The organism is Streptomyces sp. NPDC048197, assembly GCF_043202395.1.
GTDB classification, from domain to species: Bacteria; Actinomycetota; Actinomycetes; order Streptomycetales; family Streptomycetaceae; genus Streptomyces; species Streptomyces siderophoricus.
This window is the reverse complement of sequence record NZ_JBIDAJ010000001.1, coordinates 209,875-234,801: the sequence shown is the minus strand read 5'-3', so window position 1 is coordinate 234,801 and position 24,927 is coordinate 209,875. Positions and strand designations below refer to the sequence as shown.

General features: G+C 71.7%; 16 protein-coding genes and 1 pseudogene. 8 read left to right on the top strand and 9 right to left on the bottom strand.

The window, feature by feature from the left end; all coding sequences use genetic code 11:
- Nucleotides 1-315: 315 nt before the first annotated feature.
- The 6 genes from ACGF4C_RS01085 (at nucleotide 316) to ACGF4C_RS01060 (ending at nucleotide 8,729) form a co-directional block, all read left to right on the top strand.
- Nucleotides 316-1,587, top strand: a complete 1,272-nt coding sequence (locus tag ACGF4C_RS01085; protein WP_030417013.1) for an aspartate kinase — start codon at nucleotides 316-318, stop codon at nucleotides 1,585-1,587.
- Entirely contained in the window at nucleotides 1,584-2,849 is a 1,266-nt protein-coding gene (locus tag ACGF4C_RS01080) for an aspartate-semialdehyde dehydrogenase (protein ID WP_393562251.1), read from the top strand. Before ACGF4C_RS01085 ends, ACGF4C_RS01080 begins: the two co-directional genes overlap by 4 nt.
- 517 nt (nucleotides 2,850-3,366) lie before the next feature.
- Complete coding sequence (locus ACGF4C_RS01075) at nucleotides 3,367-4,029, top strand: SigE family RNA polymerase sigma factor (RefSeq protein WP_199812566.1); 663 nt, start codon at nucleotides 3,367-3,369, stop codon at nucleotides 4,027-4,029.
- Nucleotides 4,030-4,220: 191 nt separating this feature from the next.
- Nucleotides 4,221-5,930 (top strand): hypothetical protein, encoded by a 1,710-nt coding sequence (locus ACGF4C_RS01070; RefSeq protein ID WP_393562249.1) that lies wholly within the window; start codon nucleotides 4,221-4,223, stop codon nucleotides 5,928-5,930.
- 163 nt (nucleotides 5,931-6,093) lie between these two features.
- A complete protein-coding gene (locus tag ACGF4C_RS01065) occupies nucleotides 6,094-7,104 on the top strand; it encodes an SURF1 family protein (RefSeq protein WP_393562248.1) in 1,011 nt (336 codons plus the stop codon).
- A 398-nt stretch (nucleotides 7,105-7,502) separates the two neighbouring features.
- A complete protein-coding gene (locus ACGF4C_RS01060) occupies nucleotides 7,503-8,729 on the top strand; it encodes a cation diffusion facilitator family transporter (protein WP_393562246.1) in 1,227 nt (408 codons plus the stop codon).
- A 186-nt stretch (nucleotides 8,730-8,915) separates the two neighbouring features.
- On the opposite strand, the gene ACGF4C_RS01055 is transcribed toward ACGF4C_RS01060, so the two are convergent.
- The gene (locus ACGF4C_RS01055) at nucleotides 8,916-10,751 is read right to left on the bottom strand and encodes a S9 family peptidase (RefSeq protein WP_393562814.1); all 1,836 of its coding nucleotides are present in this window, start codon (nucleotides 10,749-10,751) and stop codon (nucleotides 8,916-8,918) included.
- A 374-nt stretch (nucleotides 10,752-11,125) separates the two neighbouring features.
- Nucleotides 11,126-11,245 (bottom strand): annotated as a pseudogene (locus ACGF4C_RS01050) (class I SAM-dependent methyltransferase); the annotation flags it as partial.
- 354 nt (nucleotides 11,246-11,599) lie between these two features.
- Between ACGF4C_RS01050 and ACGF4C_RS01045 the strand changes: the two are divergent.
- Nucleotides 11,600-12,682: a hypothetical protein gene (locus tag ACGF4C_RS01045; protein ID WP_393562244.1), complete on the top strand. Its 1,083-nt coding sequence runs from the start codon at nucleotides 11,600-11,602 to the stop codon at nucleotides 12,680-12,682.
- A gap of 151 nt (nucleotides 12,683-12,833) precedes the next feature.
- Here ACGF4C_RS01045 and ACGF4C_RS01040 read toward each other — a convergent pair whose 3' ends face one another.
- The 3 genes from ACGF4C_RS01040 to ACGF4C_RS01030 form a co-directional block, all read right to left on the bottom strand.
- Complete coding sequence (locus ACGF4C_RS01040) at nucleotides 12,834-14,126, bottom strand: cytochrome P450 (protein WP_393562242.1); 1,293 nt, start codon at nucleotides 14,124-14,126, stop codon at nucleotides 12,834-12,836.
- A 108-nt stretch (nucleotides 14,127-14,234) separates the two neighbouring features.
- Nucleotides 14,235-14,936, bottom strand: coding sequence for a TetR/AcrR family transcriptional regulator (locus tag ACGF4C_RS01035; protein WP_393562240.1), 702 nt, complete (start codon nucleotides 14,934-14,936; stop codon nucleotides 14,235-14,237).
- Between the two features lie 307 nt (nucleotides 14,937-15,243).
- Nucleotides 15,244-15,693 carry a DoxX family protein gene (locus ACGF4C_RS01030; RefSeq protein ID WP_393562812.1) on the bottom strand — a complete coding sequence of 150 codons (450 nt, stop codon included), beginning with the start codon at nucleotides 15,691-15,693 and terminating at the stop codon, nucleotides 15,244-15,246.
- A gap of 279 nt (nucleotides 15,694-15,972) precedes the next feature.
- Between ACGF4C_RS01030 and ACGF4C_RS01025 the strand changes: the two genes are divergently transcribed.
- A complete protein-coding gene (locus tag ACGF4C_RS01025) occupies nucleotides 15,973-17,190 on the top strand; it encodes an amidohydrolase family protein (protein ID WP_393562238.1) in 1,218 nt (405 codons plus the stop codon).
- Nucleotides 17,191-17,295: 105 nt separating this feature from the next.
- Here ACGF4C_RS01025 and ACGF4C_RS01020 read toward each other — a convergent pair whose 3' ends face one another.
- The 4 genes from ACGF4C_RS01020 to ACGF4C_RS01005 all read right to left on the bottom strand — a co-directional run bounded on the left by ACGF4C_RS01020 (nucleotide 17,296) and on the right by ACGF4C_RS01005 (nucleotide 24,146).
- On the bottom strand, nucleotides 17,296-17,784 hold the full coding sequence (locus ACGF4C_RS01020) for a hypothetical protein (RefSeq protein WP_393562236.1): 489 nt from the start codon (nucleotides 17,782-17,784) through the stop codon (nucleotides 17,296-17,298).
- A gap of 246 nt (nucleotides 17,785-18,030) precedes the next feature.
- Complete coding sequence (locus ACGF4C_RS01015) at nucleotides 18,031-18,792, bottom strand: glycosyltransferase family 2 protein (protein WP_393562235.1); 762 nt, start codon at nucleotides 18,790-18,792, stop codon at nucleotides 18,031-18,033.
- A 5-nt stretch (nucleotides 18,793-18,797) separates the two neighbouring features.
- The gene (locus tag ACGF4C_RS01010) at nucleotides 18,798-19,586 is read right to left on the bottom strand and encodes a GntR family transcriptional regulator (RefSeq protein WP_393562233.1); all 789 of its coding nucleotides are present in this window, start codon (nucleotides 19,584-19,586) and stop codon (nucleotides 18,798-18,800) included.
- Between the two features lie 345 nt (nucleotides 19,587-19,931).
- Nucleotides 19,932-24,146 (bottom strand): hypothetical protein, encoded by a 4,215-nt coding sequence (locus tag ACGF4C_RS01005; RefSeq protein ID WP_393562231.1) that lies wholly within the window; start codon nucleotides 24,144-24,146, stop codon nucleotides 19,932-19,934.
- Nucleotides 24,147-24,927: the final 781 nt, after the last annotated feature.

Below are 24,927 nucleotides of genomic sequence, written 5' to 3'. Positions count from 1 at the left end.
GCCCGCGGGGGCCGGGCTGCCGGGCCGGTGGCTGTGACCTGGGTTACCTTTCCGTGTGTACCGGCCCGTAGCGGGCATGTGCTCGCCGAGCGGGCGCGACGGTGCGCCACGCGGAACCGACCGGCGGGAGATCATCACGCGGTGGGCCGGGCGTCTCCCGACGTACGGCGCGGACGGTCCGTCTCACGGACGCGTCTCACCATGTGATAACAGCAGGGCGGACTCCGCTTGCTCGTTAGACTGAGCCGACCGCAGTACCCCCATGTCCGGGGGTCCGGGAGGAAACTCCCGAAGAGACAGTTGCGAGGAGCGCACGTGGGCCTTGTCGTGCAGAAGTACGGCGGCTCATCCGTTGCGGATGCCGAGGGCATCAAGCGCGTTGCCAAGCGAATCGTCGAGGCCAAGAAGAACGGCAACCAGGTTGTCGTGGTGGTTTCGGCGATGGGCGACACGACGGACGAGCTGATCGATCTCGCGCAGGAAGTGTCCCCGATCCCGTCGGGGCGCGAGTTCGACATGCTGCTGACCGCCGGAGAGCGGATCTCCATGGCCCTGCTGGCGATGGCGATCAAAAACCTCGGTCACGAGGCGCAGTCCTTCACCGGTAGCCAGGCCGGTGTCATCACCGACTCCGTGCACAACAAGGCACGGATCATCGATGTCACCCCGGGCCGTATCCAGGCCTCCATCGACGAGGGCAACATCGCCATCGTCGCCGGTTTCCAGGGCGTGTCCCAGGACAAGAAGGACATCACCACGCTGGGGCGCGGTGGCTCGGACACCACCGCGGTGGCGCTGGCCGCCGCGCTGAACGCCGACGTCTGTGAGATCTACACCGATGTGGACGGCGTCTTCACCGCCGACCCCCGGGTCGTCAAGAAGGCCCGGAAGATCGACTGGATCTCCTTCGAGGACATGCTGGAGCTCGCCAGCTCCGGCTCCAAGGTGCTGCTGCACCGCTGCGTCGAGTACGCACGCCGTTACAACATCCCGATCCACGTCCGCTCGTCCTTCTCCGGGCTGCAGGGCACGTGGGTCAGCAACGAACCGCAAGGGGACCAGCCGATGGAGCAGGCAATCATCTCGGGCGTCGCACACGACACCTCCGAGGCGAAGGTCACGGTCGTCGGAGTCCCGGACAAGCCGGGCGAGGCCGCGCGCATCTTCCGTGCAATCGCGGACTCCGAGGTCAACATCGACATGGTCGTGCAGAACGTGTCCGCCGCGTCGACCGGTCTGACCGACATCTCCTTCACCCTCCCCAAGGCCGAGGGCCGCAAGGCCGTGGCGGCCCTGGAGAAGACCCGCGCCACGGTGGGCTTCGACTCGCTGCGCTACGACGACCAGATCGCCAAGATCTCGCTGGTCGGCGCGGGCATGAAGACCAACCCGGGCGTCACCGCGACGTTCTTCGAGGCGCTGTCGAACGCCGATGTGAACATCGAGCTCATCTCGACCTCCGAGATCCGCATCTCGGTCGTCACCCGCGCCGATGACGTCAACGAGGCCGTGCGCGCCGTGCACACCGCGTTCGGTCTGGACTCGGAGAGCGACGAGGCCGTGGTCTATGGCGGCACCGGTCGATGATTCCGGCCGAAGCGGGCCGCCCGTCCCTCGCTGATACGGCGGGGGCACAGGCCCGCACGGCCCGGGAGCCGGCCGGCAAGCCGGATCTCGCCGTCGTCGGTGCCACCGGCGCCGTCGGCTCGGTCCTGCTCGGCATCCTGTCCGAGCGGGCCGACATCTGGGGCGAGATCCGGCTGATCGCTCCTCCCCCAAGCTCTCCACCGCGTTCGGGCAGGGGGGACCCCCACGCGAGCCCCCACCTGCGTTCGGGCAGGGGGGACCCGGACCCGTGCCCGGGCGGCCGCAAGCTGACCGTGCGGGGCGCGGAGGTCGAGGTCGTCCCGCTGAGCGAGGACGCCCTCGACGGCATCGACGTGGCGATGTTCGCCGTCCCGGACGAGGTCGCCGCGCAGTGGGCGCCGGTCGCGGTGTCCAAGGGCGCGGTGGTCATCGACTCCTCGCGCGCGTTCCGGCGGGACCCGGACGTGCCGCTGGTCGTCCCCGAGATCAACGCGCACACGGCACGGGTGCGCCCGCGCGGCATTCTCGCCGGTCCCGGCTGCACCACCCTCGCGATGATCGTCGCGCTGGGTGCGCTGCACGCCGAGTACGGACTGAGCGAGCTGATCGTCTCCTCGTACCACGCCGCCTCCGCGGCCGGCCGGGCCGGCGCCGAGACGCTGCGGGCCCAGCTGTCCGCGGTGTCCGGTACGGACCTGGGAGCCACGCCCGGTGACGTACGCCGGGCCGTCGGCGACACCCTGGGGCCGTTCCCGGCGCCGCTCGCGCTCAACGTCGTGCCCTGGGCCGGCACGCTCCAGGAGGACGGCTGGTCCTCGGAGGAGCTCGACGTCCGGCACGAGTCCCGCAAGGTCCTCGGACTGCCGGACCTGCCGGTCGCCGCGACCTGCGTGCGGGTGCCGGTGATCACGACCCATTCGCTGACCGTCCACGCCCGTTTCGAGAACGAGGTCACGGTCGGCGGCGCCCACGAGATCCTGGCGGCGGCCCCCGGCGTCGTGCTGTGCGACGTCCCCGAGGAGGACGAGTACCCCACACCGTCCGACGTCGTCGGCACGGACCCCACCTGGGTCGGCCGCGTACGGCGCTCCCTGGACGATCCGCGGGCGCTGGAACTGTTCGTGTGCGGCGACAACCTCCGCAAGGGCGCGGCCCTCAACACGGCCCAGATCGGGGAGTTGGTGGCGGGGGAGCTGCGGGAGATGTCGGGGATGTCTGGGATGCGGGGGGCTCGGGCGGAGCGGGGCGCTCGGGGGGAGTGAGGCCCCGCGGGTGGGGTGCGGCCCGCGGGCGGCCTTGGGACTTGTGGGGTCTTTGGGCTCAAAGCTCGGCCCGGTGGGGTTGTTGGCCGGTCCGGTAGGTCCGGTAGGGGTTGTCGGTCAGCCCGGTGGGGGTCGTTACTCGGCTCTGTGGAGGGGTGACTTGGCGGGATTGGCCGTGGCGGGCCGACCGTCTGGGGGATACTTTGACGGACGTGTGAAGATCCTGTGAGCGAATCGCTGGTCCGTACCTCTTGATCTGGGCTGACGATCTGTTCGACCATTCGCTCCCCGCCACACTGCAACCGGCAGTTCGGCGGGGAGCGTCTTTGTGGCCATCCCGGAGGGTGGTCCGGGATGCCTGCGGGTCTGCACATGTGAGCCCTCGGGTGTCGGGGCGAACTCAATTGGATAAATGGGGCATTCGGGAAGAGCTGGTACGCATGAGGGCATTTGATGCATCGTCAAAAGCGGTGCCTTGCGCGTACAACCCTTATGGGGGGAAGCGTGTCCAACAGGCGTGGCAGAGGTACTCGGATTCACCATCGCCCCGGCGGGCGCGGCAGGCGCGGCAGTGCGTCCGCAGCGGCCCCGCGCAGTCGGGGGCATGCCAGTGATCGCGCCCTGGCCCACCACGCGTCCCGCGCAGATTCCTTCTCAGCGTGGGGACACTGACGACGCGATGGCCGTGGGCACCACAGTCGACCACCTCACCGAGACCTACCGCGCGCACTACCGCTCCCTGCTCGGTCTCGCCGCGCTGCTCCTCGACGACACCGCCTCCTGCGAGGACGTCGTACAGGAAGCCTTCATCCGGGTGCACTCCGCGCGCGGCCGGGTGCGCGACCCCGAGAAGACCCTCGCCTACCTCCGGCAGACGGTCGTCAACCTCTCGCGCTCCGCGCTGCGCCGCCGCATCCTCGGCCTCAAGCTGCTCTCCAAGCCGATGCCCGACATGGCCAGTGCGGAAGAGGGCGCGTACGACCTGCTGGAGCGGGACCAGCTGATCAAGGCGATGCGCGGGCTGCAGCGCCGCCAGCGCGAGGTGCTGGTGCTGCGCTATTTCGCCGATATGACCGAGGCGCAGGTGGCGCAGACGCTGGGCATATCGCTCGGCTCGGTCAAGGCGTACGGGTCGCGGGGCATCGCGGCGCTCCGCGTCGCGATGGAGGCTCCGGCATGAATGGCAACAGGTACGGCCGGTCCGGGCCGTTCGGCACGGGTTCTCCGGGGGGCGCGGCTGGGACGTGGGGTGCGGCTGGGCCGGTTGGTTCGGGCGGCTCAGGCGGTTCGATCGGTTCGATCGGTTCGATCGGTTCGATCGGTCCGGTTGGTCCGGTTGGTTCAGGCGGTGCTGAGGGTGGTCCGGGTGGCATGACCGGCGGGCGCGCGGTTCCGGGCTGGGCGTCGGGGTTTGCCGGGGTGGACGACGCCCCGTACCGCACGCGCGGCGCGTCGGGCCATGGGCCGCAAGGGCTGTACCTCGTACGCGAGGCGCAGGACGGCGGCCCGGGCGGCGGCCGGGACAGCGGTCAGCGTGGCGGGCAGGGCGGCGGCCGGAGTGGCGGTCGGAGTGGCTACGCGAGCCGCGAGACCCACGAGATCCACGCGATCCACGCGATCCACGCGATCCACGCGATCCACGAGAACGACGAGAACGACGAGAACCAGGGGCTTCGCGAGGGCCATGGGGCCCGCGAGACCTGCGGGAGCCGTGAAGCCCGCGAGAGTCATGAGTACGACCGTGGGGTGCGGGACCCTGAGACGCGGGCCCGTGAGGCTGAGGTGTCCGAGGAGACCCGGTCCCGTGGGGGCGAGCCCGGTGGGACCCGGTCCCGTAGTGGCGAGCCCGGTGAGACTCGTTCCCGTGGGGGCGAGCCCGGCGATACCCGTTCCCGTGGGGGCGTCCGCGACAACGATGCCCATGCCGGTGGGGCGTTCGACGGCTCGGTGTCCGCGGTTCCGGCCGCTGCCGGTTCTGCCTCCGCGGGCAGTGGTGACGACGGTGACGGGGACGACCACGGGCGCAGCCACCCCACCGGCGGCGGATTCGGTGGCGGCTTCGGCGACGAGGACGACCTGAGGCGCCTCCTGCAGTCCAGCGTCGACGGCCTCGAACCGTCCCCGGACGCCCTCGATCACCTGCGCCGCGCCGTACCTGCCCGCCGCCAGCGCCGTCGGCACGCCGTCGTCGGCGCGGCCGCCGCACTGCTGCTCGGCGGTACGTCGATCCCCGCCATGCTGCACGTCGCGAACCTCGCCGACGGCTCCCCCGACCGGCCCGCCAACGCCGCGAACAGCCAGCGCGCCCACGACGCCGACGGGGGTACGCACGGCGAGGGCACCGAGCAGGCCGGGCCGCGCCCGACCGACCAGGGCGGCGCCAGGCCGGGCGGCGGGCAACCCGCGGGCAAGGGCAAGACGAGGGAGAAGAACGGCACCGGCCACGGCCCGGGTGCCGGAACCCCCGCCCCCGACGAGACCATGGACGTCACCTCGCCGGTCTGCGGGCGTGATCAGCTCGGCCAGGGAACGAGCAAGGTCGGCCCGGCGGACGCCGACGGCCGCGTCTACGGTGCGTTCCGGGTGGTCAACACGTCCGCCATGCCCTGTTCCGTGCAGGGCGGCGGCACGGTCGTCGTGGCTTCCGCGCAGGGCTCCACGAATCCCGACCACATCCACGTGGTCGACCACACCTCAGGTGACGAGGCCACCGGTCTGCCCGATCCGGCCACCACCCCCGACCAGCTGGTGCTCAAGCCGGGCGAGGCGTACGAGGTGAAGTTCGCCTGGATCCCGCAGGCCGGCGGCGGCCCGACCGGGTGCGTCAACCCGGGGCCCTCGCCCACTCCCGACCCCTCCAAGGACCCGGGGCAGTCCCCGGACGCGGGGGCCACGACGGGCACGGACACCGGCGGTCAGGCGGGTGGCGACGACGGCGGTGCCGGCGGTGGCGGAGCCGCGTCCGGAGGGATCGTTCTCAGCCATACGCCGGAGGCCGGCGAGCCCGCCGCAACCGACGCCAAGATCGCCGACGCCTGCGCCGGAACGGTTTACCGCACGGAGGCGGTAGCGGCCGAGTAGAGGCCGAGTAGTGGCCGGGGTGGCGCAGAGGTCTGAGTACGTCGCTGTGGGGTGTGGCGTACCGGCGGTCCGGCGGCCCGTTGAGCGGGCGGCGAGCGGTCGGCGATGGGGCCGGTGAGGGGGCGGTGAGGCCTCGCGGTGCGGGCCCCGTACCGTTGATGGGGTGTACCGGTTCCTGCTGACCCCGCGGTGGTGGGGAATCAACGTCTTCGCCGTACTGGCGATTCCCTTCTGCATCTTCATGGGCAGCTGGCAGCTGAGCCGCTTCGAGGACCGCGTCGACACCCACCGGCAGCAGGAGGACCGTTCGGCCCAGGCGAAGGCCGCGGCCGCCCGGCCCCTCGACAGCCTGCTGCCCGTCGACAAGGTGACCTCCGGACGCCAGGCCAGCGCCCGCGGGCACTACGACACCGAGCACCAACTGCTCGTACCGGACCGCACGCTGAAGGACAAGCACGGCGAGCGGCAGGGCTTCTACGTCCTCACCCTCCTGCGCACGGACCACGGCAAGGCGCTCCCGGTCGTACGCGGCTGGCTGCCCGGTGACGCCGATGCGAAGGCCGACACGGCGAAGGTGCCCGCACCGCCCAAGGGCGAGGTCACCGTCACCGGCGCGCTGCAGGCCTCCGAGAACCAGGGCACCGACGGTGTCCAGGCGGGCGGCGGACTGCCGCACGGCCAGCTCGGCATGATCAGCGCGGCGTCGCTGGTCAACATCGCGCCGTACGACGTCTACGACGCCTGGATCACCCTGACCGACCCGCAGGCCCCGCTGCAGCCCGTCCCCCCGGCCGCCGCCGAGGGCAGCGGCCTGGACCTCAAGGCCTTCCAGAACCTCGGCTACACCGGCGAGTGGTTCGTCTTCGCCGGCTTCGTGGTCTTCATGTGGTTCCGCCTCTTCCGCCGCGATTCCGAAACCGCCAAGGACGCAGCCCTGGGCCTCCTCCCGGAGGCGGACGGGCGTGTGGGGGCGAACGGGTCGGCTGGGGAGGCAGACGCGCCAGTTGGGGAGGCAGACGCGCCGGTTGGGGCTCCGGATGCCTCGGCTGGGGTGGCGGACGGGCCCGTTGAGGCGGCGGATGTGCCGGCTGGTGCTTCGGATGTGGCGGCTGGGGCGGCGGGTGGGCTGACTGGCCAGGAGCGGGGCGGGGGTGCGGGGGTGGGGCGGGGCTGAGGGGGCGGAGGCTGCTCTACCCCCCCGGGGGCGCCCCCCCCCCCCCCCGCCCCCCCCCCGCCCCCCCCCCCCCCCCCCCCCCCCCCCCCCCCCCCCCCCCCCCCCGTATGCGGGGGGGGGGGGGGGGGGGGGGGGGGGGGGGGGGGGGGGGGGGGGGGGGGGGGGCCGGGGGGGGGGGGGGGGGGGGGGGGGGGGGGGGGGGCTGTGGGGGCGGAGGCTGCTCTCCCCCCGGGGGCCGCCCCCCCCGGCCCCCACCCCACCCCACCCCACCCCACTCCCCTCCCCGTCGCGGGCCCGCCCCCCTCAGCCTGCAATCGGTACCTGCAACGCCATTGCACCTGGTCAGAGGGTGTACGACCGTTGTAGCCGCAATGGAATCGGTGTGCCACGGTAGCCCCATGGCAGGCAACCGCACCCCCTCGCAACGACCTGGCCACCCCCACCCGCACAGCCATGACCACGCCCATCCCGCGCGTGCCGGTGACGGCCATGGCGAAGGTCCCGCCCACCCGGCGGACGGCCACGGCGACAGCAACCACGGCCACACCCACGGCCACACCCACGGCCACAGCCACACCCACGGCCATGCCCCTAGCCACTCCCACCCCAGCCTGACGTCCCCGCCCGGGCGCTGGGGGCGAGTGCGGCATCAGCTTGGGCATCTGCTCACCCCGCACAGCCATGCGGCGGCGGACAAGGTTGATGCCGCGATGGAGACCTCCCGGGAGGGCATGCGCACGCTGTGGCTCTCGCTCGGGATCCTCGGGGGGACCGGGCTGGTTCAGGCGGTCGTCGTCGCGCTGTCGGGCTCGGTGGCACTGCTCGGTGACACCCTGCACAACGCCGCGGACGCCCTGACCGCGGTGCCCCTCGGCATCGCCTTCGTGCTCGGCCGCCGTGCGGCGAACCGCCGTTACACCTACGGCTACGGCCGCGCCGAGGACCTCGCCGGTATCGCCATCGTTCTGACCATCGCCGCCTCCTCCCTCCTGGCCGCTTACGAGGCCGTTGACCGCTTGCTGCACCCCCGTGACGTGACCCATCTCGGGGCGGTGGCCGTGGCCGCCGTCGTCGGGTTCTTCGGTAACGAATGGGTGGCCCGCTACCGCATCCGTACCGGCCGCAAGATCGGCTCCGCGGCCCTGGTCGCCGACGGGCTGCACGCCCGCACCGACGGTTTCACCTCCCTCGCTGTCCTCCTCGGTGCCGGAGGCGCAGCTCTCGGCTGGCGCCTTGCCGACCCCCTCATCGGTCTGCTGATCACCGCCGCCATCCTGGTCGTCCTGCGCGACGCGGCCCGCGAGGTCTACCGGCGGCTGATGGACTCCGTCGAACCCGAGCTCCTCGACACCGCGGAGACCGCCCTGCGCACGGTGGCCGGGGTCCGTGGCGTGGGCCAGGTCCGCATGCGCTGGATCGGTCACACGCTGCGTGCCGAGGCCGACATCGTCGTCGACTCCCAGCTGACCGTGGTGCAGGCCCACGCCCTCGCCGTCGCCGCCGAGCACGCACTCATCCACGCCGTCCCCCGGCTCACCGCCGCGACCGTCCACACGGATCACACGACCGAGGGCACCGGGATCGCCGATCCGCATGCCGCCCTCGCTCATCACGCGGTGGCCTGAGCCGTGCTCTTCTGTTCTCCTTTCGGGTAGATCACTCCTCTTTCTGGCGTCTTGCTTTCCGTCTTATTTGCTTGCGGCCTGGCTGGGGCGGCCTGGCGGCCCGGCGTTCTTGCTTTCCTGCCTTGTTGCCTTCGGGTGTCTGCCGGTCAGGCGGTCTGCCGGTCTGGCGGTCTGGCGGTCTGCCGGTCAGGCGGTCTGGCGCCGGGCGGTCAGGTAGCGCTGGGTGAAGTCGAGTTCCAGGCGGACCTGCTTGATGCGTTCCTCGACGACGAGGGAGCCGTGGCCCGCGTCGTAGCGGTAGACCTCGTGCGGGTGGCTGCGCTGTTCCAGGCGCTGGACGTAGTTCTCCACCTGCCGGATCGGGCAGCGCGGGTCGTTGACGCCGGCGGAGATGTAGACCGGGGCCCGCACCGCGTCCACGTACGTCAGGGGGGACGAGGCCTCGAAGCGCTCCGGGACCTCCTCGGGGGTGCCGCCCAGGAGGGTGCGGTCCATGGCCTTGAGGGCTTCCATCTCGTCGTTGTAGGCCGTGACGTAGTCCGCCACCGGTACTGCCGCGAGGCCCAGTGCCCAGGCCTCCGGCTGGGTGCCGAGTCCGAGCAGTGTGAGGTAGCCGCCCCAGGAGCCGCCGGCCAGGACCAGCTGCTCCGGGTCCGCCAGGCCGGAGTCGACCGCCCACTCGCGCACCGCGGAGATGTCCTCGAGCTCGATCAGCCCGACGCGGTGCTTGAGTGCGTCCGTCCAGGCGCGGCCGTATCCCGTCGAGCCGCGGTAGTTGACGCGGACGACCGCGAAGCCGTGGTCGACCCACGCCGCCGGGGACGAGGCGAAGGAGTCGCTGTCGTGCCAGGTCGGGCCGCCGTGGATGTCGAACACCGTCGGGAAGGGGCCGTCACCGGCAGGCTGCTGCACCAGTGCGTGGATACGGCCGCCGGGGCCTTCCACCCAGACGTCGCGCACCGGCACCGACCCGGGCGCCTTCATGCCGGGCGGGTCCAGCACGACCGCACCGCTCGTCGAGCGCACCTCCGGGGGCTGCGCGGCCGACGACCACAGGAACTCGACCGTTCCGTCCGGCCGTGCCGTCGAGCCCGAGACCGTGCCGGCCGGGGTCTCGACGCGGGCCAGTATCGCGCCCGTCGGCTCCTCTCCGAGGTCGTACCGCCACAGCTCGCTCCGGGCCTGGTACTCGTGCTCCACGAGGAGTGCCGAGCCGTCCGGGTACCAGTCGGCGCCGACGTCTCCCGGGAGGTCGATCTCCAGGGCCGTCTCCTTGCCGGTCAGCGGGTCCCAGATCATCGGCTCCCAGCGGCCCCGGCGCTGGTGCCCGACCAGCAGCCGGGAGTCACCGTCCACCGGTGCGAAGCCCAGCACCGACAGGCCCAGCTCCTCGGTGCCGCCGTTGGTGTCGTCCAGCTCGGCGACCGTGGAGCCGTCGGGCCGGACGACGCGGATCGCGGAGTGCATCGCGTCGCCGTGCTCGGTGTGCTCGATGGCGATCAGGGAGCCGTCGTGCGCGAGATCGCCGACGCCCGCCGACTCGCGGTGGCGGTAGATCTCCGCCGGGGGCTCTCCCGGGCGTACGACGTGGATCGTCGAGCCGTCGTCGTCCGTGGAGCGGCCGACGATCGCGGTGCCGTCGCGGCCGATGGCCAGCCCGCCCGGATAGGAGGGGGCGAGCCCGGGGGTGGCCGGCTCGTCCGGGCCGCCGGCGAACGGCTGCCGCATCCAGACGCCGAACTCGTCCCCGTCGGTGTCCGAGAACCACCAGATCCATTCGCCGTCCGGCGAGAGCGTCCCGTCCGTCGTGCCGTTCGGCCGGTCCGTGGCCTGCCGCTGGGCACCGGTCGCCCGGTCCCAGGCGTACAGCTCGAAGGTGCCGGTGGCGTTCGAGACGAACAGCGAGCGGTCCGGGGCGTCCTCGGCCCAGTCCGGCAGCCCGATCCGCGGGGCGCGGAAGCGCTTCTCCCAGTGGGGCATGTCCGCGGTGTCCGTGGGAGGCAGGTCAGCGGTGTCCGTCATCGGCGAGCCGGCCGGGTCAGGTGTCGACGCTCCCGGGCCCGTTATGGGGTCGGCCGAGCCCGTCTGCGTCCCGGAGGAGCGGTCGGAGCGGTCGGGGTCGGCCGAGGAAGGGGTCGGGGCGGGGGAGCGGTCGGGGCCTGCGGTCGTCTCGTCAGTCATGGGCCCATTCTGCGCCCGGCGCTCGAAATGCGTCGGTGAGGGCCACAACCCTGTGGATAACTTCGCGATATGCGAAGACATACCGGTCCCGACGACTGGCGGGAGACCCATCGCGTGAGGTGGGACGGGCGGGTGGCCATCCACAGCGCGAGCGATTTTTATGACCAGGAGTGCTTCGCGACGAGTGAGGCGGCGGCGTCGGCCCAGCGCGTCAGGTCCGGGCCGTAGCCGAGTTCGGCGGCGAGCTCGCGGGCGGCCTCCACGGCCGGTTCGGAGAAGTCCAGGCCGACGACGCGGGCGGCGCCGCGGTGCGCCCGGGAAAGCAGGCCCCGGCCCCGGCGGTTTCAGCCGTGACGCCTCGGCCGACGAAGTACCCGGTACGTACACGGACTTCGAGGCGACGACGGCTACTGCCACTTTCCCGGGGACCGCCCCCCGTGCCCCTCCTGTACTCGCTTCGGGCCGGTCGTCCTCGTGGAGGTGCGTTCCTTCCGGCCCGTCGGCGCGGGCCCCGGGGGCGGTGCCGTTCGGCCGTACCGCCCCGACTAGTGTGTCGGACCGGTCCCGGCCGGTCAGACGGCAACGACGGGCACCGACGCACAACGTCGCAGGAAACACAGAGCACCGCAGAAACACCGCAGAACATTGCAGGATGACGCGGAACATCGCAGAACAACGGGGGATTTGCCGTGCGGAAGCCGATACGTATCGCGGGTGCCGCGGGTCTCAGCGCGCTCATGCTGCTGGCCGTGGGATGTGGCGGGCCCGGTAACGGCAAGGCGGCGCCGGGGCCGTCGGAGGCCGTGACGCCCGCCAAGCCGCTGCCGATGAAGGCCACGCCCCGTCAGGCCACCTGGACCGACTCCGACGACAAGGCGCACCCGCTGCGGATCACCCCGACGCGGCTGGCCCGCGGCTCGGACTCCGACCTCTCGCACATCCGGCTGGACGACGACCTGAAGGGGAAGGTGCCGTACTACCTCACCTTCTCCTACACGAACACCGGCAAGAAGACGGTGAAGGACCTGTCCCCGGAGCGGAACTTCTCCGTCAACGGGGCCGACGGCCAGCCCGCCCAGCCGGTCTCGCTGTTCCAGTCCAACCCGTTGGCCACCAGCTCCGGCTTGCCGCCGGAGTGCCGTGAGGGCGGCACGTCGCAGCTGGCGGCCGGCGCCTCGGCCGCGATCTGCCAGATCTACATGCTGCCCAAGGGACAGCCGCCGACGACCGTCTCCTACAAGGACGACGGGGGTGACACCCTTATCTGGAAGGTGGGTGAGGGCGGCGCCGCGGGCGGTTCGTCCGACGGGATCCTGCCGGCGGGCAAGCCGGCCGACGGGGTCACGGAAGACAGCAACAAGCGGCCCGTCTCGCTGCGGATCACCCCGAAGGGCGTGCGTGTCGGCTCCCTCGCCGACCTGAGCCGCTTCGACCTGGACGCGGATCAGAAGAAGATGGTCCCGTACTACGTGACCATGCAGTACCGGAACAGCGGCAAGTACGACCTGCTGCCCAGCATGAGCGACGGGGTGACGCTGCAGACCGCGGCCGGCCAGACCGTGCAGAAGCTGACGCTGATCGACATCGGCGGCCCCGGCGTCAGCCAGTGCCCGGAGGCCGTCCCCAACAAGATGGTGAAGCCGAACGGCATGGTCACCGAGTGCTCCATCCACCTGCTGCCGAAGGGCGACGCGCCGAAAGCAGTGATCTTCAGCGGTGAGGGAGAGGGCTCGCACCAGGTCACCTGGCGGGTCTCGGTGGCCGGCAAGTAGCGCTACGCAGCGGAACGCGAACCGGAACGCGAACCGGAATACCAACCGGAGTACCGACCGACATACGAGCTGAGAGAGGTGGCGGGGCGGCCGGCCGGCCCGCCACCTCCGGGGTGCGGTTCCGCCCCCCGCCCCGGTTCGTCCGCGAATCTCAGTTCAACCGCATTGGCAAGGACACCAGCCGCCAACTGCCCGGGACCTGCGCACGTTCCAGGTGTTCCGGTTCGACGGCCAATGAGATGTCGGGGAAGCGTGCGAGCAGCTTCCCGAGGGCGACCTCGCCCTCCTGTTTGGCCAGCGTGGCGCCGAGGCAGTAATGCGGTCCGTGGCCGAACCCCACGTGGTTCTCGGCGTGGCCCGCGGGATGGCGGGTCAGATCGAGGCGTTCCGGGTCGGTGTAGTGGCGGGGATCGTGGTTCGCCGACACCAGGATGAGCTGCACGGCGTCGCCCCTGCGGATCCGGGTGCCGGCGAGCTCGACGTCCTCGGTGGCGTACCGCAGTTGCGTCAGGTGCACCGGTCCGCACCACCGCATCAGCTCGTGTACGGCCCGCGGGAGCAGGGCCGGGTCGTCCTTGAGGAGGCGCAGTTGGCCGGGATGGGTGAGCAGTGCCGCCGTGCCGTTGCCTATCAGGTGGGCGGTGGTCTCGTGACCGGCCAGGACGAGGGTGAGGACCATGGTCACCATCTCGACGTCACTCAGCCGGCCGCCGTCGTCGTCATGGGTGCGGATCAGCTCGCTGAGCAGGTCGTCGGTGAGCGCGCCGCGCCGTTCCCGGATCAGCTCGTGGATGTGGTCGATCATCGCGGGGAACGAGACGCTGAGCCGGTCCGGGTGGAGTGAGACGAGGTCGGCACCCCATTGACGCCATTGCGGACGGTCGGCTTCCGGTATGCCGACCAGTTCACAGATGACCGTGATGGGCAGCGGGTACGCGAAGTGCTGGATCAGGTCGACGACGCCGTCCTCGGCGTGCTCGGGAAGCCGGTCCAGCAGGGCGTCCGTGATCTCCTCGACGCGCGGCCGCAGGTTGGTGATCTTGCGTGCGGTGAACGCCCGGGTGACGAGCCGGCGCAGCCGGGTGTGGTCCGGGGCGTCGTTGTTGAGGATCGAGCCGAGCAGGTAGACCCGAAGGTGCTCGGGGAAGCCGAGCATGTCCAACAGCCGCACCGTGGGCGAGTCCTCGGGCCTGGTGCCCAGAGAGGAGGCGACCGGATTGTTCGCGAACCGCGGGTCGCGCAGGACCTGCCGGACCTCCTCGAAACGGGTCACGAACCATGCGGGCGAGTCGTCCATGAACCGGCCGCGGACCACCGGCCCCTGCTCGCGCAGCGCCCCGTATCCGCCGTAGGGGTCGCTGATCAGCGCGGGGTCCATCAGCTGTGGCTCGCCCGGGTGTTTCCCGGCGTGCGCGGTGAGCGGGGAGCGGGGTAATGCCGACATCTTTCGTTCTCCTCCGGTCGGGAGTGGGTGAGGCGGCTGAGGTCGGTCACCGGCCGCCGTCTCCGGCCACCACCGCGCCCGCGGCGGCGACGCGTCTGCCGCTGGGTCTCAGCGGCGCACCTGGCGGTTGATCTCACGGGCAGCGAGGTCCGCCAACTGCTCGTAGAGGGGGATGACTTTGGTAGCGGCCGCCGTGGCGGCGCGGTGTGCGTGGTCGGGGGCGGTTTCGAGTGTGCTCCGGACCGTTCGGGCCAGGATCTCGGCACGCGTTTCCGGGGTGTCCGGGGCCCGCTCGTCGAGCAGCGTCTCGGCGGTGAAGAACCCGGTGGCGATTGCCAGCAGCGCGTACTGCTGGTGGCGGACCTCCATGTCGGTGCGCACCAGACCGTGTGCGCGCAGCACCTCGAGATGGCGCCGCAGGGTCCGGTCGGCCTCGACGATCAGCTCCGCGCACTCCTTCTTGGCGTGGTCGTTGAGCCGGCCGAGGATGTCGGAGTCGTCGGTGTACAGGGCGCGCAGCACGGGCTCGTCCAGGAAATCCTGGAAGCGCTCCCGCATCATCCGGCTCGGCAGGACCTCCAGCGGATCGGCGCGGAGCCGCGCCACGTGCCGTTGCTGGCTGCGGGCCTGCGCCTTCAGCATGACGGCCAGGAGCAGTGCGTCCTTGGTCCTCCAGTGCAGGTAGACCGTTCCCTTGCCCACCTTGGCGCGCCGGGCGATCTCCTCGATCGTCACCCGCGCGTACCCCCAGGCGAGCAGCAACTCCCCGGCCGCCTCCAGGATCCGCTCGCCGCGCTCCGCCCGCTCCACGACTACTTCCCCCTCCCCCGCACCCGATCGGCTCTGCGCCTGCCCCCGGAGCCCGGCTGCTGATCGCTGACCGTGACCCCGTGACCAGATCTGAAATCCGGTCACAAAAACCAGGTTAGGTACGGCGGTGCGGCCCCCGTAAGGCACTTTCCGGACAGGGGAGGAGGGCTGGGCGATGAGGGTTGGGGGATGGGGGATGGAGGATGGCCGGTTGGGGTGGGGGATACGGGGTGGGGGCTGGACGGGCACGAGGAGCCGAGCGCGTCGCCAGGCCGGCCCCCCGCGACTCGCGTCGAGCCGAGTATCGCTACAGGAACAGGCCCAAAGCCTCGTCGAGCGACCAGCTCTGCCAGCTCATCGCCGGAAGGCCGGCGACCGAGATCAGCGCCATCATCAGGTTCTGGCCCTGTTCCGCCCAGTCGTGGATCATCAGCGCCAGGTAGATCAGATTGAGCACGGCGCCCGCGACCAGGGCTATCGGCGTGAGGAAGCCCGTGACCAGGCCGAGGCCGAGGGCGAGTTCGGCGTGGGCGACGAGGTGCGCCATCAGGCGGGGGTGCGGCTTCACGAAGCGGTCGAAGCCCGTGCGGACGACCGGCCACCGGTGTTCGGCCGCGATGCCGGCCGCCCAGTTGATGCCACCGCCGGCGAACCAGGTCTTCTTGTCCTTGTGCCGCCAGCTCTCCAGCCACCACAGCCCGAGGCCGATCCGGAGGACCGCGAACCACTCGGCGCCGCTGAGCCAGAACGTGTGCATGGCCATGTCCCTGTCGCCTCTCGATTCGTCCGCAACGGAAAGCGCGAGCTGATGGTGTGTCAGATCAGTTCGGCGTGTGCAAGTTCAGCGGGCGACGGCTCATCCCGCAAGGGGTGCGGCGCGGGCCGTGAGGGTCGGCCGTTCCCGCGGGGCGATTGCCGGGCGGGGAGTTGCCGGGCGTGCCTTGTCGTCGCGAGGGGGAGGTCATAGCCTCGGAACTGATGGGTCGTCAGATTCGGGGCCCGTAGTGACTCACCGGCGGGCAGTTGGGGGTACAGCGTGATCAGCAACGAGAGCGGCACGGCGGAGCTTCCCAAGGTCATCAGCGTGGACGATCACGTGATCGAGCCGGCGCACCTCTTCGAGACCTGGCTCCCGAAGAAGTACCAGGACAGGGGGCCGAAGCCGTTCACCGCGGGCATCGGGGAGCTGGCGTACGTGGGCGGGAAGTACCGGTTCACCACGGACCCGGACGGTCAGATCACGGACTGGTGGGAGTACGACGGGCAGATCTTCCCGTACAAGCGCATCATCGCGGCCGTGGGGTTCTCCCGGGACGAGATGACGCTGGACGGGATCACCCGGGAGCAGATGCGGCGCGGCTGCTGGGACCCCAAGGCGCGGCTCGCGGACATGGACCTCAATCACGTGGAGGCGTCGCTCTGCTTCCCGACGTTCCCGCGCTTCTGCGGCCAGACCTTCGCCGAGGCGCAGGACAAGGAGGTCGGGCTCGCCTGCGTCCGGGCGTACAACGACTGGATGGTGGAGGAGTGGTGCGGGGACAGCGGCGGCCGGCTGATTCCGCTGTGCCTCATCCCGTTGTGGGACATCGACCTGGCGGTCGCGGAGATCCGGCGCAATGCCGCCCGCGGGGTGCGGGCGGTGACCTTCAGCGAGATCCCCACCTATCTGGGGCTGCCGTCGATCCACTCCGGGTACTGGGACCCGTTCTTCGCGGCGTGCGAGGAGACCGGGACGGTGGTGAACATGCACATCGGGTCGTCGTCGCAGATGCCGGCGGCCTCACCGGACGCCCCGCCCGCCGTCCAGGCCGCGCTCTCCTTCAACAACGCGATGGCGTCGATGATGGACTTCCTGTTCAGCGGCGTGCTGGTGAAGTTCCCGCGGCTGAAACTCGCGTACAGCGAGGGCCAGATGGGCTGGATCCCGTACGCCCTGGAGCGCGCCGACGACGTCTGGGAGGAGCACCGGGCCTGGGGCGGGGTGAAGGACCTGATCCCCGAACCGCCCTCGTCGTACTACTACCGGCAGGTCTTCTGCTGCTTCTTCCGGGACAAGCACGGGGTCGAGGCGATCGAGACGGTGGGGGTCGACAACGCGACGTTCGAGACCGATTACCCCCACGTCGACTCGACCTGGCCGCACACGAAGCAGGTGGCGGCCGAACACATGGCGGGGCTGCCGGACGAGGTGACGTACAAGCTCTTGCGCGGGAACGCGATCCGGATGCTGGAGCTTCCCTTCGACCAGGGGTGAGGGCGCGTTCCGGGGCGTTCCGGGGTGGTCCGGGGTGTTCCGGAGGGGCGCGGTCCGGCACCGCCTTGCGGTGCCGGACAGGTGGGGAGGGGAGGGGACGAGGGCCTACGTCCAGCCGGCGGCCGTGGCGGCGGCGACGGCGTCGGCCTCGGCCGCCTCCGCTTCGGCGTTCAGCGGGGCACTGGCACCCAGGCTGTCCCGCCCGGCGGCCCTGCCCGCCGCCAGGGATGCCTTGACGGCGGCGTCGTACGCGGCGTCGCAGAGCTGGTTGACGCCGTGGGAACGGGCTATCTGGGCGGCGAGGACGGCGGCCGCGGCCGCGTTGCGTGCGTGCCGGGCGTCCGCGGCGGGGTCCGGGCTGCCCGCGGTCAGCGCGGCGACGGCGTCGGCGGACAGACGGAGGGCATTGGCGGCCTTCGCGGAGGCCGCCGCCGGCACGGCCACCACGGAGCCGGGGTCGGCCGCGAAACCGGCGAAGCGGCAGGCGCCGGCCGTACGGGCGGAAGCGCTTCGGGCGCGGGCGGTGTGCCGCTCCCTGAGGGTGTCCTGCGAGGTGTTCCTCCGGCGTTGCTCGTCTCCACGGAGCTCGGTCATGGCGGTCTCCTTGCCTGCATCGGCTGTCGTCGTCGGCCGCGGTACGGCGTCCGCCGGGGCCGGCCAACGGGTGCCGCGCAGGGTGGCACGCCGGGCATCAACAGGCCAGAGACGCGGCTGCGGAACCGCTGCACGATCTCCTCATCTCGCCGTCATGGCCCCTCAGCCGCCGGCCGCCAGCGAACGGCTCTCGGCCATCGCCCCTCAGTCGTCGACCCTCAGCCATCGCCCCCCAGCCGTCGACCCTCAGCCATCGGCCCCGGGATAGCGCCAGTTGACGTGCGCGAGGGCGCGTGCCCGGGCCTCGGCGATCGCCATCCGTGCATGGCGCTCCGCGGTGTCCGTGTGGGAAGGCTGGCTGGTCGCCTGGCCCGGCCACTTGCGGTACAGCAGGCCCACCTCCGAGGAGAACCAGCCACGGCTGGTGGCGTTCAGGGCGAGCAGCAGACCGGTGTCCTCCGAGGCGGGGAGGGCCATCCAGCCGCCGAGGGCGAGGAGCAGGTCGCGGCGCACGAAGAGGGTGGCCGGGTGGACCTGGGCGCGGAAGTCGTTCGCCTTCCAGAAGTCGAGGACGGCGCCGCGCTCGATCGGCCCCGTTTCCGGGTCGCCCGGGAAACCGGCGGTCGAGCCGTCGGGCAGCAGGTCGAGGGCGCGGGACGTCGCCCAGCCGAGGCCGCGGTCAGCCTCCAGGGCGGCCAGGTCGCGGGCGAGCCCGCCGGGCGCCAACTGGTCGTCGGCGTCCAGGACCTTGAGGTACTCACCCTCGGCATGGGCCAGCGCGAGCGTGCGGGCGACACCGGGGCCGCCGGCCCGCCCCTGGCGGAAGGTCACCCGCGTGTCGTCGGGGACATACGGGGCGACGCCGTCGGTGTGGCCGTCCTCCTGGACGACCCAGTGCCACTCCCATCCTTCGGAAAGTTCCTGTTCCCGGAGGGACTTGTACGCCTCCGGGAGGAAAGGGGCCGAGGGGGCGTGGACGGCCGTGACGATGATGATGCGCCGGCGCACGGCACTCACCACCTTTCCAGGGGAGTGGTGAACAGCATTTCCGTGCGGTCGCCGGGCAGGACGACGTGCGAGACGTCAACGGCCCGGTCCTGGATGTCGATCGACGTCTTGCGGAGTACGAGGACCGAGGTGCCGGGCGGGAGTTCCAGCTCCGCCGCTTCCTCGGGCGTCGGCGGGCGGGCGGTGACCCGCTCCTCGATGCGGTCGACCTCGATGCCGACCGTGCAGAGCTGGGCCTGCGAGCCGCCCGGCCACGGCTCGTTGGCCGGGTCGAGCAGATCCGGGTTCGCCGCGATCAGGTCGTGGACGAGGTAGGACGTCACCAGGCTGAAGGGGGCGCTCTCGGCCGCGCAACGCGTCCGGTAGGAGCGGGCGAGGAGCGGGGTGCCCTCGGGGAGGCCGAATGCCGCCGCGAGGTCCTGGTCCGCCGTGGTCTCGCGGTAGGCGGCATGGAAGATCAGGTCGTCGACCTGCAGGCCGGTCTCGTGCTCGGTCGCGCCGGTCCGGGCCCGCTCCTCCAGGGGGCGGCGGGCGCGGTTCTTCTCCCACTGGTGGCGAAGATTGGTGCGTACGGTCGTGGTGCGGGCGCGCCGGACGAAATTGCCGCGCCCGTGCTGCTTCTCGATCAGGCCCTCGTCGCGCAGCACCCGGAGCGCGTCCCGGACGGTCGGCACGCTGCGTCTGAACTCTTCGGCGAGCTTCGACTCGGCGGGCAGGCGGTCCCCGGGCCTCAGCCGGCCTGCGCGGATGGACCACCGAAGCTGGTCGGCGATCTGCTCGTACGCCACTGCCATCGCCTCTCACCGTCCCGTCGTTCGGTGCTCTGTTGCTCAGGTGCTGAGGTGCCTCGGTCGGCGGGTCGATCGCGGCCGGGCGGCCGGACAACACCAGGTTACGACTCATAAAGAGGTGTTGACGAGTTGAGGAGAGGGCGAGCCGGGAAACCGGGATGAACAGGCATGAATCGGTAACAGTGGGCATGAAAGCGCCCGATCGCTGGCGACGGGGGATGCACCAGCGATCGGGCTGCCGCCAAGAGTAGCAAGGCTGTCAGCACGACGGGAGTCAACTGCTTAACCCGGACCCTTAGTTGTGATCGGAGTCACGTAGGTCCAGGTCGTCGTAAGCCCAGGTAGTCGTCACGCGCCGCACGGTGGCTCGTACGAGAGGTGGGGCAGGTACTCGCGCCATTTCTCCGGTGTCAGGACGCCCCGTGTGGTCGAGCAGATGCGGCGGATCGCCGGGTCGGGGTCCAGGCTCCACAGCCGGACGGTGCCGGCGCCGCTCGACACCGCGAGCAGGTGGCTCTTGGGGCCGAACGACAGGAAATTGCCCGTTTTGGCGTTGGGGCTGGTCGCCTGGCCGATGGGCGTGGCCCGGGAAGGGAACGAGACGTTCCAGAACCGGATCGAGTTGTCGTCGCCGCCGCTCGCCAGGGTCCGGCCGTCCGGGTGGAACGTCAGCGAGACGACCGCTTCGGTGTGGCCGGTGAGCGGCGGGCCCAGCGGTGTCGTCCTGCGGGGGTCCGTGACGTTCCACAGCCGGACGGTGTCGTCGTCGCCGCCGCTGGCCAGCGTACGGCCGTCCGGACTGTAGGCGAGCACGTTGACGGGGCCGAGGTGCCCCCGGAGAGGGGCGCCGGACCGGGCGGGGTGACGCGGGTCGGACACGTCCCACAGCCGTATGGTGCCGTCCGCGCTGCCGCTGGCGAGCGTACGGGCGTCCGGACTGAAGGCGAGGGAGTTGATGAAGCCCTTGTGGCCGGTGAGCGGGGGGCCGAACGGAACCACATGGGAGGGGTCGCCGACGTTCCACAACTGGACGGTGCGGTCGTCGTAGGCGGTGGCCATGGTGCGGCCGTCGGGACTGTAGGCCAGTGAGTCGGGGCCCGCGAAGCGGGTGTGCAGGGTGAGGGGCGGCCCGGCCGGGACCGGGCGGGCCGGATCGGTGACGTTCCACAGGTACACCGTCCGGTGCCCGGTCCGTACGACAAGGGTGCGGCCGTCGGGGGAGAACGCCATCGAGCGGTGGTAGCCGTCCGCGCGCATGAACGGTCTGCTCAGGGGCACGGGCCGGCCGCGGGTGTGCACGTTCCACAGCCGGACCCGGCCGTCCCGCGCGGCCGTGGCGAGCACCCGCCCGTCCGGCCGGAACGTCCCGTTCCGGCCGATCATGTCCGAGGCCGGTATCGACCACAGGCGGGCCTTGCTGTCACCGCTGCCGGTGGCGAGGGTCCGGCCGTCGGGGCTGAAGCCGAGGGCGTACATCTCGCCGCTGCTGCCCGCGAGCGGCTCGCCGACCTGTGACGGGTACGCCGGATCACTGACGTTCCACAGGCTCGCCGTGCTGTCCGCGCTGGCCGCGGCGAGCATCCCGCCGCCGGGGCTGAAGGCGACGGACCAGATGGGACCGGTGTGGCCGGTGAGCGGGGAGCCGATCGGCTCGGCGTGCTCCGGGTCGGACACGTCCCACAGCCGGATGGTGTCGTCCGCGCTGCCGCTCGCGAGGGTCCGGCCGTCCGGGCTGAAGGCCACGGAGTGGACCAGGTCCGTGTGGCCGGTGAGCACCCTGTCGATCGGCTTGGGGTGCCGCGGATCGGACACCCCCCACAGCCGGATGGTCTCGTCGTCGCTGCCCGCCGCGAGCGTCCGCCCGTCGGGGCTGAACGCGACGGAGCGTACGGCGGAGGTGTGGCCGGTCAGCGTGGCGAGCGCCTTCGGGCGGCGCGGGTCGGCCACGTCCCACAGGCGGACCGTGTGGTCGTCGCCGACGGAGGCCAGGGTGTGGCCGTCCGGGCTGAAGGCGACCAGGTAGATCGTGCCCTGGTGGCCGGCCAGCGGCGGGCCGAGCCGGGACGGGTGACGGGGGTCGGTCACGTCCCACAGCCGGATCGTGCCGTCGTCACCGGCGCTGGCGAGGGTGTGCCCGTCCGGGCCGAAGACCGCGCTGCTCACCCAACTCGTGTGTCCGGTCAGCGGCTTGCCGAGCGGCTCGGGGCGGCCCCGGTCGCGCACGTCCCACAACCGGACGGTCCGGTCGTAGCCGGCGGTGGCCAGGGTCCGCCCGTCGGGGCTGAACGAGGTGAGGTAGACGGCGCCGGTGTGGCCCCGGAGCGGGGTGGCCAGCGGGGCGTTCACGATGGAGAGCAGCCGGTTGTTCGCGCCCTCGTCGTGGGGCCGCAGATGGTGCGCCACCAGGTCGAGTTGGGCCGAGAGGGACGGGTCCGTGTACTGGGCGCGATCGGCTTCGGTGAGCACCTGCTGGAACAGCGAGTCGTCCCGCTGCTGCCACGCCACCACCGCCGAACCGAGAGCCAGCATCGCCATGACGACCAGGGCCGCCACCGCGCCACGGCTGAGCCACACCGTGCGCCGGCGCAGCCGCACCGCGGCGGCCAGGAACTCCACCGCACTGCGGGTCAGGAACGTGTCACCGGCGGACGCCGCCCAGCTGCGGGCCTGCTCCAGCCGGGAACCCCGGTAGAGGAGCGACGTGTCGCGGTTCGAGCCCTCCCAGGCCCGGCCGTCCTCCTCCAGGCGCTGGCGCAGCAGATTGCCGTTGCGGTCCTCGTCGATCCAGTCGCGCAGCCGGGGCCAGGCGTGCAGCAGCGCCTCATGGGTGATCTCCACGGCCTCCGCGTCGAGCGTCACCAGCCGGGCGTGCACCAGCACTTCGAGCGATTCCTCCGTTTTGTGTGGATCGGTCGACTCGTCCGCCAGTTGACGCCGCGTTCCCCGCCTACGGGTGGCCTGGGTGTCCTCGCCCAGCCGGACGAGCCTGAGGAGGAGCAGCCGTGCGGCCGTGCGTGCCGTCGGGTCGAGACCGGACCAGGCCCGCTCGGCGGTCGCTGCCACCGCGCCCTGGATGCCGCCCGCCGCGCGGTAGCCGGCCAGCGTCAGCCGTCCCGCCTTCCGCCGCTGCCAGGTGGCGAGCAGGGCGTGCGAGAGCAACGGCAGGACCCCCGCGTCGTGCGCACCGTCGGGGCCGTCGGCGCTCACCTCGCGGACGATCAGTTCCGCCAGCCCCGGTTCGAGTTCCAGCCCCACCGCCTTGGCGGGACCGGTCACCGCCTCCCGCAGCTCCGCGCTGGTCAGCGGGCCGAGCACCATGTGCCGGTGCTGCAACGCATCGGCCAGTTCGGGATATCCGAGACATTTCTCGTAGAAGTCGGCGCGTATGCCGATGATGACGAGCGCGGGGGCCGGGTCGCCGGAGCGTGGCGGTCCCCCCTGTTCGGGCGAAGCCGGGAACTCGGGGGAGGGCGTGCACGCGGCGTGGAGGAGCTGGATGAACGTCCGCCGCGCCGCCTCGTCGGAACAGAGGGTGAACGCCTCCTCGAACTGGTCCACGATCACCACCGGCCGAGCAGCACCCACCGCCCCACGCCCCGCCCAGCCCGAAACGGCCTCCCGCACTGCGTGCGCGAAGCGGGGGGTGCCGGGGGTGGGTGGGGGGTTGGGGGGCTTGGGGGTTCGAGGGGATGCCGGGGTGTCGGACTTGGTCTGAGTGAGGGGATTTACCCCGGTGTTGGGCACCGTCGCCGCGGGCTCGGTGGCCGTCGGCTCGGTGGGCGCGGGCTCGGTGGCCGCGCGCTCCGGCGCGATGGGGACGACGTTGGGCGTGCCGGTGGGGGTGCCGGTGGGGACAACGTCGGCGAGCTCGGGAATCCGGCGGATCAGCTCGCCGATCGGATCACTCCCCGGCACGAGCTGCAGCACCTCCCGCGCCCCACCGCCCGTGTCGTCGTCCCGCCCGCCGCCCCGCAACGCAGGCAACAGCCCGGCGTTGAGCAACGACGACTTTCCGGCCCCCGAGGCGCCCACGAGCATCACCAGGCCACCCGTCCGCTCCGCCGCACGGAGCTGGGCGACGAGGGCCTCCGTGCTCCGCTCCCGGCCGAAGAACCACCGGGTGTCCTCGGGACGGTACGACGCCAGCCCGCGGTACGGGCACACACCGGGTACGGGCGCGGCCTCGTCCGGGGGGCGTTCCTCCTCCTGCGCGGACGCCACGGCACGGTCGCCGACCGCCCGCTCCCACAGACGCTGCCACTGGGCCAGGTCGTACAGGCCCGTGGAGACCGGCACCGGCCGCAAGCGCCGGGCCTGAGGGATCAGCACCTGCAACACCGCTGCGAGGGCGGCGAACTGCGCGGGCACGTTCTTGGCCCGCCGCCAGTCGCTGATCCGCTGTACGGACACCCTGACCGGCCGCCCTCGCTCGTCGACCCGCTGCAGCCGGACGACCGCCTCGGCCACCTTCTTGAGGGGAGGGTTGCCGGCCTCCTTGTACAGCAGCGCGAGACGCTCGGCGAAGGCTGAGCGTGCCCCTGAGTCGGAACTCAAGGTCTCCACTCCTTACTTCCCCCGCGGCTGGACATCCGGACCGGAAAACTCACCTTAGCGGGCTGACCTGTGGTTAAGCCCCCGGCCCGACTCCGGAATCTCCTCGCCGGGACGCACGACTGGCAGTATCACGAGCCAACGGCGCAGCACCCGGGCCTTGCCCGGCCAGGCAAGCCCGGCCCTCCGGAGCAACAACTCCTGACGCCTGTTCCCGGCCACCGCCCGCCGGAATCACCAACCGGTGGTGACTGCCGATGGAGCCAGCGGGACGCCTCAGCACGAGGCCCCAAGGACGCGAGGAGCCGGCCCGGCCCGGACTGCCGCCGCGTCGACCACGGTCCGGCCCGCCCGGATCCGCGCCGGTACGGGGGGCGCGGATCGCCGCCGCCCGCGCTGTTCGGCACCGGTCCCCACGAGGGGAGGGACCGGCGCCGAATGGCGCGGCGTTGAGGGGGGCACCGGATCCGGTGTGAACGAGATCACCACCCGGGTCGTTCCCCGGAGGCCGGCTTGACCCGCCGTCACCGGTGGGCCTGAAGGCGCAGGAGGGTGGGTGCCGTTGCGCTGGGAAGACTCGTAGGAGTCCACACCGGCCACGAGGTAGATCTGCGTGGTGCCCCCGGTGGGGCCTTGGCGTCCTGGCAGCGGATCCATCGTGAACTCGCCACCCTGGCCCCTGTGTCAGTGGTGGCGCAGCGGGATGTGCCGCTCACAATCCGTCCCGGACACAGGTCACGGCTGGAGGTCACAAGGGCCCGCCCCAACGGGACCCTAGGGCGGCCACTCCGTC

Excerpts from the sequence above, each read along its gene's own strand:
- ACGF4C_RS01020 (WP_393562236.1), bottom strand. The coding sequence starts at position 17,784 with ATGACCGAGCTCCGTGGAGACGAGCAACGCCGGAGGAACACCTCGCAG.
- ACGF4C_RS01040 (WP_393562242.1), bottom strand. The coding sequence starts at position 14,126 with ATGTCGGCATTACCCCGCTCCCCGCTCACCGCGCACGCCGGGAAACAC.
- ACGF4C_RS01010 (WP_393562233.1), bottom strand. The coding sequence starts at position 19,586 with ATGGCAGTGGCGTACGAGCAGATCGCCGACCAGCTTCGGTGGTCCATC.
- ACGF4C_RS01060 (WP_393562246.1), top strand. The coding sequence starts at position 7,503 with ATGGCAGGCAACCGCACCCCCTCGCAACGACCTGGCCACCCCCACCCG.
- ACGF4C_RS01080 (WP_393562251.1), top strand. The coding sequence starts at position 1,584 with ATGATTCCGGCCGAAGCGGGCCGCCCGTCCCTCGCTGATACGGCGGGG.
- ACGF4C_RS01070 (WP_393562249.1), top strand. The coding sequence starts at position 4,221 with ATGACCGGCGGGCGCGCGGTTCCGGGCTGGGCGTCGGGGTTTGCCGGG.
- ACGF4C_RS01030 (WP_393562812.1), bottom strand. The coding sequence starts at position 15,693 with ATGCACACGTTCTGGCTCAGCGGCGCCGAGTGGTTCGCGGTCCTCCGG.
- ACGF4C_RS01055 (WP_393562814.1), bottom strand. The coding sequence starts at position 10,751 with ATGACGGACACCGCTGACCTGCCTCCCACGGACACCGCGGACATGCCC.